The following is a 14,587-nucleotide window of genomic DNA, read 5'->3' as shown; positions in this document are numbered from 1 at the left end:
CACTTTTCATATTTAATTTTATTATGTAGTGAGAATAGGTTATGAATATTGATCTATACACAAAATCAAAAAAGATAGAACGCTCATCAAAGAGCCTAACCAATAATGGTAATACGATTTTCCAGAGCGATTTTTAAGAAGTTCCTCGATTCCTTGATTCATATTGTGTAGAAAAAACAACGCAAAAATAGGGCTGATTTTCATCATAACAGGATAGTTTTCGCTATTAGGTCCCACATTCCAATCAAAATTACAATAAATGAATAGAACAACTAATACTAGATCAATGACCTTGGCAACTTTATTGCGATCCTTAGACATCATCCACTTCGTTTGGTCTTTAATACCAAGGCGCCTTTTAAAATAATACTCACTAACCCATATGTATACAGCAAATAGAATGACAAGACTTACAATTGTAGGGACATTCAGCTGAAATCACCTCGCCTATTAAATTAATTATTGTAGTGAATTTATTTGAGACGTTTTGCTCTTTGATTGAATTCATCCGAAAGAATTGAATACATCTTAAAGTCATGAAACTTCCCCTTCGCAAACATCGCTTTTCTCATAATGCCTTCAAACGTCATGCCCGCCTTTTCCATCACTCTAGCGGATCCTTTGTTCGTGACAAAGCACCTGGCTTGAATTCGCTCTAATTCTAATACATGAAATCCATAATCTATGATTTTCTTAGCCGCTTCGGTCATATACCCTTTGCCCCAGCAATCTTCAGCAAGTACATAGCCTATTTCTGCTTTTCGATGTTTACTCTCAATGGTTACAAAATCGATCGTACCGACAAGCTGACCAGAAGATTTTAGCTCCATGCCCCATAGTGCTTTGGTTTCTTGACGATAACCGTCAAGGATCATTCGAACGAATCCTTTCGTATCCTCTATAGACTGGTGCGTTTCCCAGCTTACATGCTGTGATACATTGGGATTGGAGCCGTATTGATAAATAGTTTGAAGATCACCCTCGGTGATTTTTCGTAGAATCAAGCGTTCCGTTTCTAACTGTGGTATTTTTAAAGAATTCAATAATTAGCCCCCCATTCTATGACGATGTAACGTATTTTTTCAGGAACACATTCTTTTAAAGAACATTGATTAAATCCATATTTTCGTATTCAATCGAATACCTATTCATATCTTAATGCTGTGTTTTGATTCATTGCTCTACTTACATCCATAAATATAAAAATTTCATAAAAAGCAAAGTAAATAAGATTAGTATGATGCTTTTCATTTCCGCTATCGGCGAAGGTTCTTCCTGTTTCTTCCTTATTTTTCGTCTATACTCATTCTGAATTTTAAAGAAACTCTTCTTCTCTTTCTTTTGACCCTCCATCTGAGTACCTCCCAAATGAATCTGTAAAATAGTCAATCCATTTCCAGGAGCTTTTTATTCAGTTCTTACTATGGTAACCCTTACATTACTAACGTCTCTTTTCTTAAAACCGCTGGATTTGTACCATTTTAACATATTATTCCACGTGGGAATCCAAAAGAATGATAGGTTATTAATAAAACGACACATGAGCCGGCTCATGTGTCGTTAAGGTTACTTATTTCATATTCATCTAGAATTCAACTTAACTATTTTTATGAAGGAAAGGGCATTTTCCGACGATTGGCTCTATGTCATCCCCGATAAACGACTGTTTCCATTCATTATGGTTAGGATCTCCGAAGTGGCTAATATCCGGATGCTTCGGAAGGTTATCCCATTTCTCTACACGCGCACGCACTTTGTCACGCGACATGATGCCGCCTTTTTCGGTTCCTTCCAATCCTTGAAAAATCGTTCTAGGCTGAAATCCTAAGATCAGGCTGTTGCCAAGGTTACGCGTTTTGCGTTGTTTATAGGCAGGTGCGTTTCCAAAAGTAAAGATCGGCTCTCCCGCGAAGTGAAAATCCCATAAAAAGTGCTCTGGATCCTTTGGTGCTTCACTTGGCCATGGAAAACGATCCTGGTTATGTAGATACTGTAGAATGTCCCAGAAGTAAGAACGATAGTAGTCAATCGACTTTTCTTCCCTTTCCGGCTCTACAAAAATAAATAATCCATGTCTTATTTTCGTAGGTTCACGAAATAAGCTAAGAAAGCTTTCCACCGCGTCAGGCAAGTTGGCCCAATCATCGTGTTCAATGTAAGAATAGCGCAGCTCCCCTTTAAGTTGAGCTGTTCTACCGAAAAAACAAGGAAATGTTGGATCTGTAACTAACTCACTGAACGTCTTATATTCTGTTAAGAGCCATTCTGGAAGATCTTCTCGATTCTCAATATCTTCCTTCGTTAACAGGAAACGACTTTCTGTCTTTAGCATTGGTTTCTCTCCTTTTAATAAGAAATTACCGTTTAGACCATTCCACTACTGGGCATGGTCTTATCCTCGTAGAAGTGGAAGAGTACAGCACCTAAACGAACCGCCCGATTTAATGATTTCAGAGAAGTCTACAGGTAGTACGGTAAAGCCTTCAGACTCCAATACGCGATTTAAACGTTTGTTTTGCGAGAGGCTAACGACTTTACCTTGACCGATCGAAAGAACATTTGGGCCCATATAAAACTGTTCTTCTTTTGACACGTAAATCAAATGAAAACGAGCATTTAACTTCTTTAAATCCTCACTAGTAAAAGCGTGCGGATAGACGAGCGCAACCTTTTCACTAATGATGTTGAACACACAATCTAGATGAAGAATATCATCCTTTAACGTTAGCGGTTCAATTTGATAATCAGGTAGGCGCTTTTGTAGTTCTTGAATGGCTAAGTTAGACGTTCGTCCACTTTCCCCAACGTAAACGGTCGACCTATCAATGACAACATCGCCCCCTTCCATTGAGAGTGGCAATCCTTCTTGATAAGTGATCGAGCTTTCCTTCAGCCATGTTTTTAGTGTATTTGTTTCTTGCTGGCGAACTTGTTCACTCATTGAAGCGACGAATAGCTCTTGACCAATGGTAAACCCAATGTCCCGAGTAAAGACTTGCTCGGGAAAATCCGGGTTCGCCTCAAGTTCATGAACATCAACATCGTGATCTTTAAGAACGTGAACAAATTCACTGTGCTGCTGTAATGCTTTAGGAACGTTAATGTTACTTCTTTCATAATGCTTTTGCGTTTCATTTATAATTTCAGTTATTTTCATAAAGGATGGTTTTACGACTAATACCTTTTTTAGACTCGTATATTCAGTGTTACACTTTATGCTTTGTTTGATCGCTACTTCGCTCATGTCCCTTACCTCCATCTTGCATTTACGTCTTTCTTCCCTCTGTCGACCTACCTAAAACCTGGATAATCAAAATAAGTGAACGCTAAATTGGAAGATATAAATCCCCATCTAAAAAAACCCCCGCGCTGTGCGCAGGGGTTTAGTATTTTGCTTTTATTCTATTTAAGCATCCATCAATATTTCTCGTATATCTTCTTCCGTTAAGTTTGTATTAGCCTTTTCGTCTGAATCTATGATCTCCCCGATGAGCTCGCGTTTTTTCTCCTGAAGGTCGTTCATCTTTTCTTCTATCGTGCCGCGGGCTACTAGCTTCATGACGTTGACAACTTTCTCCTGGCCAATACGGTGCGTACGATCTGCCGCTTGCTCTTCAACGGCTGGATTCCACCAAAGATCGTAAAGCACAACCGTATCCGCTCCAGTTAGGTTCAGTCCTGTGCCACCAGCTTTTAAAGAAATCAAAAAAACATCTCGTTCGCCGTTGTTAAACCGATTGCACTTCTCCACTCTTTCCATAGATGGCGTCTCCCCATCAAGATAGAAAAAGTTTTGTCCACGAGCGGCTAGCTCCCTCCCAATGATTTGAAGCATTTTCGTAAACTGAGAGAAAATTAATATTCTCCGACCAGAACGCCTTGATTCTTCGACAATTTGAAGCAGCTGCTCGAATTTAGCAGAGCTCCCCTTATATCCATCAACGAACAAGGCGGGGTGACAACAAATTTGGCGCAGTCTTGTTAAGCCAGCTAAGATTTTGATGCGATTCTTACTAATCGTATCTCGATCAAGGTGTTTGAGCGTATCGGTTTTTAACTTCGCAAGGAAAGCGGCGTATAGTTTCTTTTGCTCTGGTAATAAATCTGTTAACTCTAGAGATTCGAGCTTATCCGGTAGCTCTGCTAAAACATCCTCTTTCATTCTTCGAAGTAAGAACGGTCGCACTCTTCTCGCGATCGTTTTTTTCGTTAAGTTACCGTAAGCTTTTATCCCCTTGAAAAGGTCAGGGAAAACAACGTGATAAATCGACCAGAGCTCTTCAATCGCATTTTCAACAGGCGTACCCGTGAGTCCAAAGCGATGATCGGCGTTGATTTTCTCTACCGCACGGGCGGTTTGAGTTGAAGGGTTTTTGAATGCCTGTGCTTCATCAAAAAAGACGGTGTGGAAGGATTTCGTTTCATACCATTTCACATCGCGACGAAGTAACGGATAAGACGTGATGATAACGTCCATTCCTTCGACCGTTTGCTGAAGCTTGTCACGTGTTGATTGATTGCCGTCAATGATCAGCGTTTGAAGCTCTGGAGCAAATTTTTTCATTTCATTGTACCAGTTATACGTAAGAGATGATGGACAGACGATAAGAACAGGCTTTTTCTGTTCACGAATGGCTGTAAGCTCAGATACGATAAAGGTGATGCTCTGCAGCGTTTTCCCGAGTCCCATATCATCTGCGAGTACCCCGCCAAATCCATAGCTCGCAAGTGTTTTCATCCACTCATATCCTTGAATTTGATAATCACGTAAAACCCCTTCTAATTCGGGCGGTACTTCAAATTCCAATTTACTCGGATGCCGCATGGAATCGAGAAATTCACGAAACGATTTGTCTGCTTGAAAAATGTTCTTCTGCTCAATCACATCCATCAAATTTGCGCCTTTCGTAACGGGGAGCGAAAAATACGGTTCCAGTTGTTCTTGAGGAGGAACGGTCGTTAAAAAGTTGTGAATGTCCTCCATTTCTTTCGTTTCGAGCGATAAGAGTGATCCACTTCGAAGACGATAGTATTTCCGCTTTTCTTCTAATGCAGCTAGGATTTCTTTAATTTGATTGTCGGATATGCCGTCCATTTCAAATTTAAACTCTAACCAGTTTGTTCGTTCTCGCTTCTTCACCTTCACGTTGATTTTAGGATAAGTTGGTTTTTGAACAAGACGATTTCGAACAGCAGTCGTCGCATATAACTGAAGCAGCGATTGAAGCTTTGGAACGGTATGGTAGAGAAATTCATACTCAAGCTCTTCATTTTGCATCAAATAGCCACCGTCCGTTTTGGAAAATCCGCTCTCTTCCATCATCGCAAGAATTTCTTCTTCCTTCTCAACATCTCGAATGATCGTTGAACCCGGCACATCGCGATTCTCTAACGGCTGAATCACTACTTCTTCATACTGAAATTCAAGCCCTGCTAGCAGACGATTTCTAATGCGATCTAAGTAAAGTCTCGCCTTTAACGGTGTTTTCATAAATTTTTCACGGAAGGCTCTCGAAAGTTCTACATTTCCCATTCGTTTCAAATCAGGTACAACTTTTTCAAGAAAATGATCAATCTGTGTGTAAGGAATGGGAATAGAATTTGTCCCGGGTGACGGGAGCATCTGCTTCAATTCAACGATTCGATGAAAATCTCTCTCTTCTAATTGAAAGACCGTTCCATGATAGATCATCGATTGATACGCATTCAAAATGGTCATGCGTTCGAGTCCTTTAATCGTGACTTGGCAACTGTCCGCATCCGACTCATCTACGATAAACCGGATCGGTGGTGAGCCGTCGATCACGTTGAGACGCTCAAAGAAACGACCGTTATGCTGGAGCTTAACGTCTGGTGCCTTTGTTAACAAAGGGATCAGGCTGATCCACGAAGATGGCGAGATGATCAAGGTGTCTCTCGACGTATGGTCTGTGGATGTGTATGGCGCTGATTCTAGAAAGGCCTCCTCATCACTAGCGACTCGAATAAGGTGATGAAGAATCGCATCTGCTTCAATTGAAAAACAGTGAAGATTTGTATCATATGTAAAGTTCGCGGAGATTTCACTAGGCTTCCCCTGTTTCACATGAGAAAGAAAGTCGCGAATGCCAGGCACTTTTGTTTGTTCAATCGCTACTTCTATCCCAAGCATAGCCTGATCGTTTAGCGAAACAGGTTTACATGTAAATACCGCATCAAGCATCTTTCTTTTTTCAAAATAGCGTTGATGGCCACTCTTTTTAGAACCATCCTTCGTAAACAGCGTCATAAAGTCTTCTGTAAGCTCTCTATTATGAGTCTTGTTTTCCTCTTGTGCTTGCTGAAGCTGTTGGATCGCAATGAGGACAGCCGCAATGTGCTGACAGTCTTTTTGGAAAGTTGCAAGGGAAGGGCAGCTGCATTCCGTTTGAAGCTGGCCATCTTGATCCTTGATTACCGATACGAAAAAATCTTCTGTTCCATGAACGGTGGCCTCACATTGATCAGATTGATCACTTTGAAAGGATACTTTATTTGAACGGTAATAAGCCTCCCCTTTTTTGAAAGAGAGATCCCCACACATTTCTTTGATTCGATTTTTGTTTAGTTGAATATCCATGTTATCCCGATCCTTCATAAATAAATAACGTGATGGTCGCTTCCATCTTATCCACTCGTTTTCTAGTTCCATTTTAGCATATGTCACAGGCACTTACGGTCCAATGCCTATACGATCATATTCTTGTTCTCATACACTATCGTACAACTAATTAAGGGGGAAACGATCGTGTATCGACCATATTATCACCACGGACATGGAAGCTACTATCCTGGTTACGGGTATCATCATGGCCATGGCAGTTACAATCCCGGCTACGGCTATCATCACGGACACGGAAGTTATTATCCTGGCTATGGTTACCATCACGGGCAAACAACTTACCATCCTGGTTATGGCTTTCACCACAGCCAGAGCACCTTCCACCGCCCTTAATAATACAATTTGGCAATGAAAGAATTGCGCATGAAAGACAGGTGTAACATGGAGAAACGATTCGGAACGGCATTGAACTGCATAGATGGACGAACACAAATCCCTGTCACACAGTGGCTAAAAGCACAATATTGTCTTGATTACGTTGATCTTATTACAGAGCCAGGTATGGATCGCGTATTGTCTCATGGTCCACGATGTGACATCGAGCGCATTAGAGAAAACTCGCTTATTTCACTCACTGCTCATGCTTCTCAGGTTATTGCGGTCGTTGGTCATTGCGACTGTGCTGCCAATCCCGTAAGCAAGCGCCAACACTTTGCAGATATCGCTGCTTCCACCCAAGTTGTTAAATCATGGGGATTTCCAGTTTGGGTCATTGGTCTCTGGGTGGATGAGTATGGCCGGGTAGAGGTTGTTTGTGAATAAAATAAAGGGCCGTCTCCAGCTGTAGGAGATGGCCCAACGTATGTAGAAGCAAATTGCCTTACTAAGAACACCAACATTTATTGTTTCTCGCTTCAAATACTTTAAAACCACGTTCCTAGAAAGATCATCACACTAAAGAAAAGAAAGAAGATGATACTTCGCATTTTGCTTCTTTTCCAAACTCTAATCGTCATTAAGATCGCACCAGGGACAATAAAGACGAGCCCCATTACTTTTGCAATGAAAAACTCAAAAACATTGCCAACTGATAATAGAAACGCTCCAATTATGAGAAAGCCACCAGTGCACAAAAACTCTAGTGTGCCAAAACTTTCGCGAACTTCTTTTTTTTCTTTCGCATTCATCTTCTTATACCTGATTATGACCGCAATCATAGGAAAGCCGTATATCAGGCTTAGTGTAACAATTGAATCGACGGTACTACTCACAAGCACACTCCTCATTCCATTTATTCCCTACTATCATTTCAAATATAAGGAACCATTTCAATGATAAATGGTAAACTTACGACATTCAGTTAAGAAACAGTTTTACTCTGATAAAATAGGGAATTCATTCTTCTAGATAGTTACATAAAATTGGAGTGGGAGGAAGAAAAAGTGAGTCAAGCTAAGATGTCGGTTGGATTAGTTACCCCACCTGGATATCCAGAAAAGCTAAGTAAACAATTAAGTAGCGAATTGCCTAAGCTCCTTCGCTATTACGTAGAAGATGAGTGTGAATGGCATGTAGATTCAACCGTTGATCCTCTCACAGGAGTCACTGAAAAACCTGAAGAAGTTCTAGAAGCAGGTTATAAGAGAAAGGAAGAAGAAGATTGGGACTACATCGTTTGTTTAACAGACTTACCATTCTTTCAAGATAGAAAACCTATTTTGGCAGAAGCTTCTACAAATAAAAAAGTAGCCATTATCAGTCTTCCAGGATTAGGATCAACCCCTATGGTAAAAAGAATCAGGCAATCTATTCTACAATTAGTCAACGAAATGTACTATGGTAGCCCAGAGGAAGATCGAGAAAAAGCGCAAAGACGATTACAAGCAAAAGAAAATGAAGAATACGAATACTTGAAGGAAAAAGGGTCGAAGAGGCTCTTTAAAAAAGGGGGATTCGAACGGTTTTCTCCTATTAAACGTGTAAGGCCTGGAGAAGAAACATCTATTGATGTGAGATATATCGTAAAGTCACGGTTAAGTGGCGCCATTCGCATCTTAACTGGAATGGTAAGAGCAAACCGACCGTGGTTATCTTCCCCGCTTTTAAAAAGGTGATTATTTTTGCTTTTGCGACTGGATCCTATGCTCTCGTGTTTCCTACCCTCTGGCAGTTAAGTAACAGTTACGGTTTATGGAGAATGTTTATGCTTATGATTGTCTCCTCGTTCTTAATGGTTGGCTGGCTTGTCCTAGCTCATAATCTATGGGAAAAACCTAGGCAGGATCGAGCGAAATATCTTCGAAACCTCTATAATGTAGCAACGATCCTAACACTGCTTGTGACGGTTAGTTTCTATTATATTATTCTATTTTTTATGTTCGCCGTAGCGGTCATAGCTCTTATTCCGATGGGACTGCTGGAATCGCAATTATCAGGTTCTGTTGGATACGATAATTATTTCTACATTACGTGGACAGCTACGAGCATCTCGATTATTATCGGCGCACTTGGATCCGCCCTTGAAGATGAAGAAGTAGTTCTTTCCTCAACATACGGATACCGACAGCAGCAGCGATACAAGACAGCGAATGACTCGAAGAATGAAGACAAGAATTCCCAACAAGAGGAGACGCCTCTCCCTACTAAAATGAATAAAAAAGAGGTAAATTCAGAGAGGTGATAATAGCCCTCTGGTTTACCTCTTTTTTAGTGAACGATGCGTTTGGAATGAATAGAACGTGTAACGACGGTTGCTCTCACATAGTACTAGACAAGATATAACCAAACCCGCGTCACACGCATGTTCCACTTTTATAACTCTTTATACGATTGAAACATATCTTTTTGATCGGGAACATTCTCTAAATACGTGATCTGCCCGTTTTCATTTAATTTCGCGATGTCTTTCCCGGTCTGAGTGTAAACCTTTCCTGTGGAGAGCTTGCCACAAACAGCCCATGGAGTTTCATACAAATCGCTTCCCTCGACCTTTTTCCATCCCTCATACATGTGTTTAATATCACTATTATTTCTAAACACGCGCTCCATAAAGAGCTTCCAATTCTCAATCCCTTCTTTTTTTTGGCCATTTAACACGAACACCATATCATCTGAGAAAAGTCCGTTTAATTCTTCCATTGCTTTGTCACTCGTTCTCGATTGATCAAAAAGATCAAAATATTTATTTAGATTTTCCATTATTGCTCCTCCTTGTTTATAAAACCATTTTCTCGTAAATCGAAGCTCGTAATTGTTCAAGACTTTCAGGGGGACACTTTTTCATGATTTCCTCATGAAGCGACCCAATCGTTTCCCTTTTTAAAATAGACTGCCAGGAACCTTCTGCTTCATCCATTAAATTCGATAGCAGATCAACCTCTTTTTCCTTTATGTTCAGCAAATCTTGAAAAAGTCCCGTCGACGAATACAGCGATTGCTTTCCTTCGATCGCAAGGTAAACATCATAGATTCGAATATCACTCGCTTTTTGTTTAAGCTTGAAACCACCCTTTTTACCTGGCACTGATGCAATCAAGTCCGCATTAACGAGATGCCTTAATATTTTCTGAAAGTAAGTGGGAGACCCACCAAGTTGAGAGCTAATCACCTCTCCAGGTAGAACTGCTTTCTCCGGTAAAAACGTCAGCATGAGGATGGCATAAACGCCCTGCTCCACACCTGTTTTCATTTGCATAGAAACACCTCTCTTAAACTGGATAATCTTTATCTACTTTATACACTATATAATTTCCACAATAAAAAAGCAAGAAAAAACGACTCCGATTAGGAAGTCGCTTGAACTTGATTTTTTTTCGTAAGTGTAAAAAAGATGATCGCACCAATTGAAGACGTTGTGAACAAAATCGCTCCCATTGGAACCGCAGTTGATTCATCAATTCCAACAAGCGGTGACACCATCGAACCGAATAACAGCGGCAGCATGCCTAATACCGCACTTGCACTTCCGGCGCGGTGGCCCTGCTTTTCCATCGCAAGCGTGAAAGTACTTGTAAGTACCATTCCCATAGCTGTCATGTAAATAAAGATCGGGATGACGAGCGTTGCAAGTGGCCCTTCAATAATCGTCATGAGAAGAAGAAACGATGAAGCCGTGACTGCTGTAATAACCGCCGTACGAAGAAGACTTCTTTCATGAAAATAAGCACTTAACCTGCCAATCATGAAGCTCCCAGAAATAATCGCAAGTCCGTTAATTCCAAACAGAATACTGAAGGCTTGAGGTGAAACGTTATAAATACCTTGATAAACGAATGGAGTGCCAGATACGTATGCAAAGCTACCACCGTGAACAAATCCAATCGTTAACGCATATCCGATAAAGGAGCGGTCCTTAAGCAGACTTCCCATCGTTCGCACTGATTGCTTCACCGTGCTTGGCAGCCGTTTCTCAGGCGGTAACGTTTCTGGTAGTCGGAAACCGATAACCGTCACGATAATGAGTCCAAGAATTCCAAGGAAATAGAAGATCGTGTTCCAAGTCGCAAACGGCAATAGTAAAATCGCCCCTCCCGCAATGGGCGCGATCATTGGCGCTGTCGCATTGATAACCATAAGAAGAGCGAAGAATTTTGTTAATTCTCTCCCGCTAAAAACATCACGAACGACAGCACGTGAGAGCACAACTCCCGCTGAAGCTGTAAAGCCCTGAATAAACCGGGCAATGACTAGTGTTATGATGTTCGGTGCCACGGCACATAGAATCGAAGCGACCGCAAATAAGAAAATAAAAATGAGCAACGGCTTGCGTCGCCCCTGTCCATCACTGTAGGGTCCAACGACAATTTGTCCAACCGCTAATCCGATCAGACAGGTCGTTAAACTAAGCTGAACAAGCGAAGCGCTCGCATTTAAATCACTCGCAATTCCTGGAAAACTCGGTAGGTACATATCAATATTAAGCGGACCTAATATTCCGAGCATCCCAAGCAATAACGCGAGACCAAACCGTTCTTTTCCTGTTGGGTTTTGAAGCATGAATGTTAACACCTTTCTTGCACTATGCATCAGTTAGTCGTCCAATAGATTTTAGCAAACGAGCATTTTCATTACAATTGATAAGACCCCGATTTGGAAAAGAAAAACGATTCCTACGTATCATAGGAATCGTGTCATTCATCATCCAAACTGGGCTTTATGAAGTCGGCTGTATATACCGCTGGATTCGATAAGCTCCGCATGGTTTCCTTGCTCGGCAATCCCATCTTTCGTCACAACCATAATCCGATCAGCATTCTTAATTGTTGCAAGTCGATGGGCAATCACAAGCGTCGTGCGCCCTTCCGTTAGTTCTTCCAGTGACTTTTGAATCGCTACTTCCGTTTCCGTGTCGAGGGCAGAAGTCGCTTCATCTAAAATAAGAATCGGTGGATTTTTCAAGAACATGCGCGCGATCGCAAGCCTCTGTTTCTGACCACCAGAAAGCTTCACACCTCTTTCACCAATCACCGTATCCAATCCGTCCGGCTGACTATAAATAAACTCATCTAGCTTTGCTTTCCGCGCTGCTTCTAGAATTTCTTCATCTCCAGCTAAAAGATTTCCATAAGCGATGTTCTCGCGAAACGTTCCTGAGAACAGGAACACATCCTGCTGCACGATTCCAATCTGACTTCTGAGAGAGGATAGCTTTAGTTCTTTTACATCAATGCCATTAATCGTTATCGAACCACCCTGTATTTCATAAAAGCGAGGCAGCAAACTACAAAGCGTTGTTTTGCCAGCTCCAGACGGGCCAACAAACGCCACCGTCTCACCCGGCTTTATAGATAAGTTGATTTGATTTAATACAGGCGCATAGCCCTCATAGCCAAATGAAACATCTTGATAGCGAATCTCTCCGCTAAGCGCCATTTCAATCGCATCTTCCGAATCCTGAATGTCTGGATCAGTATCAATGATTTCGGTATAACGCTTAAACCCAGCGATCCCTTTCGGATAGCTTTCAATAACGGCATTAATTTTCTGAATCGGTCCGATGAGAATATTTGATAATAAAATAAACGCAACGAATTCACCATACGTGAGCTCCCCTGATATAACGAAAAAGGTACCGAACAGCAGCGTAAATAGCGTAACGACTCTCATTAACAAATAGTTCGACATGACGTTCTGCGCCATGATTTTATACGATTGAAGCTTAGTTGAACGGTAGCTCTCATTGTTTTGACGGAACTTCTCCTGTTCATGGTGTTCATTCGCGAATGCCTGAACGACGCGAATCCCTCCGATGCTATCTTCTACACGGGAATTAATTTCAGCGACATCTTGAAACATGCGCCTGAACGTTTTCGTCATCTTTTTATTAAAGTAGATGGCTAGAATAATAAGAAGTGGAATAACGATAAAGGAAAGAACGGCAAGCTTCCAGTTAATCATCAGCATTAATCCAAATGAACCAAGCAGCGTCATAAGCGCCACAAATACATCCTCTGGGCCGTGATGTGCTACCTCGCCAATTTCTTCGAGATCTTTTGTAAGTCTTGAGATGCTGTGACCCGTTTTACTATTATCATAGTAACCAAATGATAGCTTTTGCATATGCGTAAACAGCTTCTGACGCATATCTGTTTCAATGTTAATCCCGAGCTTATGTCCCCAGTAGGTGACGATAAAATGCAGGCCTGTATTTATTAAGTAAATGAGGAGCAATCCTGCACACGCGAGAAGAATGATGCCCCAATTCCCCTCAGGAAGTAACCGATCGATTACCTGGTTCACCGCAAGTGGAAAAGCAAGCTCCAACACTCCGACGATGATGGCTGATACGAAATCAAGAATAAATAGCCATTTGTATGGCCGGTAATAAGAAAAGAAGCGTTTGAGCAAAGAAAAACCTCCCTATAACATGATCGAATCAATGAAACTTTTCACAATTGAGATCCATTATCAATTATAGAGTTTTAACAGACTGAATACAATCTTTTATTCGCTTAAAAAAGCCGCATACTCATGAATGCTGATCCATGAGTGTGCGGCTTTTCTTAGTAAAGGCGGTTTGGCCAATAAATTGTGATTTTAGCCAATATATCTCGAATTTGGCCAATATAATCTCAGTTTGGCCAATATATTTCATTTTTGGCCAATAAACGGAGCTTCCGGCCTAACGCCGGGCCGTCTACACGCATTAGGAGGACATATAGTCCCCACCGTTTACGTGAATGCACTGGCCTGTCATGTAAGAACCGTCATCAGATGCTAGTAAAACGTATGGACCGAACAGTTCAGACGGCTGACCTGGGCGTCCCATCGGATTATCCGTTCCGAATTCTGCAACGGAATCTTCGTCAAATGTAGATGGAATGAGCGGTGTCCAGATCGGCCCTGGTGCCACCATATTCACACGGATGCCTTTGTCTACAAGGTTCGCAGCCATACTGCGCGTGAACGCCACGATCGCACCTTTTGTTGACGTATAGTCAATTAACACCTTATTTCCTGTATAAGGATTAATGGAAGTCGTGTTAATAATCGAGCTTCCTTTTTGCAAGTGTGGCACTGCGTACTTCGTCATGTTAAAAACAGAATAAACATTTGTTTTAAACGTTTGATCCCACTGCTCGTAGGAAATGTCTTCAATGCTTTCCGTTGGATACTGAATCGCCGCGTTATTGACGAGAATATCAAGCTTACCAAAGTGATCGAGCGTCTTATCGATTAAATCCTTGCATTCTTTTTCTTCCGAGACATCCCCCGGAATCAACAGACATTTGACGCCTTCCTTCTCAACAAACTTCTTCGTCTCATCGGCATCGCTCTGTTCCTTCTCAAGATAGTTAATCGCAACGTTCGCACCTTCTTTCGCATAAGCAATCGCAACCGCGCGACCGATTCCACTGTCACCGCCAGTAATGAGCGCTACTTTTTGATCCAATTTGTGACTGCCTATGTAATCATGGGGTTGATCCGGCATTGGCGTCATTTCAGATTCAATACCAGGCTGTTCAGGCTGCGTTTGTTTTGGTTGTCCATTTTGATTGTTCACGTGAT

General features: G+C 41.5%; 14 protein-coding genes. 3 read left to right on the top strand and 11 right to left on the bottom strand.

Annotated elements, in window-relative coordinates; translation table 11 throughout:
- Positions 1 to 39 precede the first annotated feature (39 nt).
- From AC0VYV_RS05875 to AC0VYV_RS05855, 5 genes are all read right to left on the bottom strand, one after another.
- Positions 40 to 384, bottom strand: coding sequence for a DUF4181 domain-containing protein (locus AC0VYV_RS05875; protein WP_475374881.1), 345 nt, complete (start codon positions 382 to 384; stop codon positions 40 to 42).
- Between the two features lie 89 nt (positions 385 to 473).
- Positions 474 to 1,043: a GNAT family N-acetyltransferase gene (locus AC0VYV_RS05870; RefSeq protein ID WP_475374571.1), complete on the bottom strand. Its 570-nt coding sequence runs from the start codon at positions 1,041 to 1,043 to the stop codon at positions 474 to 476.
- A gap of 554 nt (positions 1,044 to 1,597) precedes the next feature.
- Positions 1,598 to 2,332 carry a YqcI/YcgG family protein gene (locus AC0VYV_RS05865; protein ID WP_475368595.1) on the bottom strand — a complete coding sequence of 245 codons (735 nt, stop codon included), beginning with the start codon at positions 2,330 to 2,332 and terminating at the stop codon, positions 1,598 to 1,600.
- A gap of 60 nt (positions 2,333 to 2,392) precedes the next feature.
- Positions 2,393 to 3,244 (bottom strand): dimethylarginine dimethylaminohydrolase family protein, encoded by an 852-nt coding sequence (locus AC0VYV_RS05860; protein ID WP_475374570.1) that lies wholly within the window; start codon positions 3,242 to 3,244, stop codon positions 2,393 to 2,395.
- A gap of 162 nt (positions 3,245 to 3,406) precedes the next feature.
- Positions 3,407 to 6,598 (bottom strand): DEAD/DEAH box helicase, encoded by a 3,192-nt coding sequence (locus tag AC0VYV_RS05855; protein ID WP_475374569.1) that lies wholly within the window; start codon positions 6,596 to 6,598, stop codon positions 3,407 to 3,409.
- Between the two features lie 423 nt (positions 6,599 to 7,021).
- On the opposite strand from AC0VYV_RS05855, the gene AC0VYV_RS05850 reads away from it, so the two are divergent.
- Positions 7,022 to 7,402, top strand: a complete 381-nt coding sequence (locus AC0VYV_RS05850; protein ID WP_430244515.1) for a carbonic anhydrase — start codon at positions 7,022 to 7,024, stop codon at positions 7,400 to 7,402.
- A 101-nt stretch (positions 7,403 to 7,503) separates the two neighbouring features.
- Here the strand turns inward: AC0VYV_RS05850 and AC0VYV_RS05845 are convergent, their stop codons facing one another.
- Positions 7,504 to 7,851: a hypothetical protein gene (locus tag AC0VYV_RS05845; RefSeq protein ID WP_475374568.1), complete on the bottom strand. Its 348-nt coding sequence runs from the start codon at positions 7,849 to 7,851 to the stop codon at positions 7,504 to 7,506.
- Positions 7,852 to 8,022: 171 nt separating this feature from the next.
- On the opposite strand from AC0VYV_RS05845, the gene AC0VYV_RS05840 reads away from it, so the two are divergent.
- Positions 8,023 to 8,694, top strand: coding sequence for a hypothetical protein (locus AC0VYV_RS05840; RefSeq protein WP_475374567.1), 672 nt, complete (start codon positions 8,023 to 8,025; stop codon positions 8,692 to 8,694).
- An 89-nt stretch (positions 8,695 to 8,783) separates the two neighbouring features.
- The gene (locus tag AC0VYV_RS05835; RefSeq protein WP_475374566.1) at positions 8,784 to 9,260 is read left to right on the top strand and encodes a hypothetical protein; all 477 of its coding nucleotides are present in this window, start codon (positions 8,784 to 8,786) and stop codon (positions 9,258 to 9,260) included.
- A gap of 131 nt (positions 9,261 to 9,391) precedes the next feature.
- Here AC0VYV_RS05835 and AC0VYV_RS05830 read toward each other — a convergent pair whose 3' ends face one another.
- The 5 genes from AC0VYV_RS05830 to AC0VYV_RS05810 form a co-directional block, all read right to left on the bottom strand.
- Complete coding sequence (locus AC0VYV_RS05830; protein ID WP_475366826.1) at positions 9,392 to 9,778, bottom strand: nuclear transport factor 2 family protein; 387 nt, start codon at positions 9,776 to 9,778, stop codon at positions 9,392 to 9,394.
- Between the two features lie 16 nt (positions 9,779 to 9,794).
- The gene (locus tag AC0VYV_RS05825) at positions 9,795 to 10,274 is read right to left on the bottom strand and encodes an RrF2 family transcriptional regulator (RefSeq protein WP_475366825.1); all 480 of its coding nucleotides are present in this window, start codon (positions 10,272 to 10,274) and stop codon (positions 9,795 to 9,797) included.
- An 89-nt stretch (positions 10,275 to 10,363) separates the two neighbouring features.
- Positions 10,364 to 11,575: a Bcr/CflA family efflux MFS transporter gene (locus AC0VYV_RS05820; RefSeq protein ID WP_475367463.1), complete on the bottom strand. Its 1,212-nt coding sequence runs from the start codon at positions 11,573 to 11,575 to the stop codon at positions 10,364 to 10,366.
- Positions 11,576 to 11,716: 141 nt separating this feature from the next.
- Positions 11,717 to 13,426, bottom strand: a complete 1,710-nt coding sequence (locus AC0VYV_RS05815) for an ABC transporter ATP-binding protein (protein WP_475366824.1) — start codon at positions 13,424 to 13,426, stop codon at positions 11,717 to 11,719.
- Between the two features lie 298 nt (positions 13,427 to 13,724).
- Positions 13,725 to 14,582 carry an SDR family oxidoreductase gene (locus AC0VYV_RS05810; RefSeq protein WP_475366823.1) on the bottom strand — a complete coding sequence of 286 codons (858 nt, stop codon included), beginning with the start codon at positions 14,580 to 14,582 and terminating at the stop codon, positions 13,725 to 13,727.
- Between the last annotated feature and the right edge of the window lie 5 nt (positions 14,583 to 14,587).

Source organism: Anaerobacillus sp. QJM3NY_17, assembly GCF_056173665.1.
Note: the sequence above shows the minus strand (reverse complement) of the source record. Positions and strands in the feature narration are given on the sequence as shown.

Bases quoted from the DNA above. Each gene is read 5' to 3' on its own strand.
- AC0VYV_RS05865 (WP_475368595.1), bottom strand. From the start codon at position 2,332: ATGCTAAAGACAGAAAGTCGTTTCCTGTTAACGAAGGAAGATATTGAG.
- AC0VYV_RS05860 (WP_475374570.1), bottom strand. From the start codon at position 3,244: ATGAGCGAAGTAGCGATCAAACAAAGCATAAAGTGTAACACTGAATAT.
- AC0VYV_RS05855 (WP_475374569.1), bottom strand. From the start codon at position 6,598: ATGGATATTCAACTAAACAAAAATCGAATCAAAGAAATGTGTGGGGAT.
- AC0VYV_RS05850 (WP_430244515.1), top strand. From the start codon at position 7,022: ATGGAGAAACGATTCGGAACGGCATTGAACTGCATAGATGGACGAACA.
- AC0VYV_RS05835 (WP_475374566.1), top strand. From the start codon at position 8,784: ATGCTTATGATTGTCTCCTCGTTCTTAATGGTTGGCTGGCTTGTCCTA.
- AC0VYV_RS05830 (WP_475366826.1), bottom strand. From the start codon at position 9,778: ATGGAAAATCTAAATAAATATTTTGATCTTTTTGATCAATCGAGAACG.
- AC0VYV_RS05825 (WP_475366825.1), bottom strand. From the start codon at position 10,274: ATGCAAATGAAAACAGGTGTGGAGCAGGGCGTTTATGCCATCCTCATG.
- AC0VYV_RS05820 (WP_475367463.1), bottom strand. From the start codon at position 11,575: ATGCTTCAAAACCCAACAGGAAAAGAACGGTTTGGTCTCGCGTTATTG.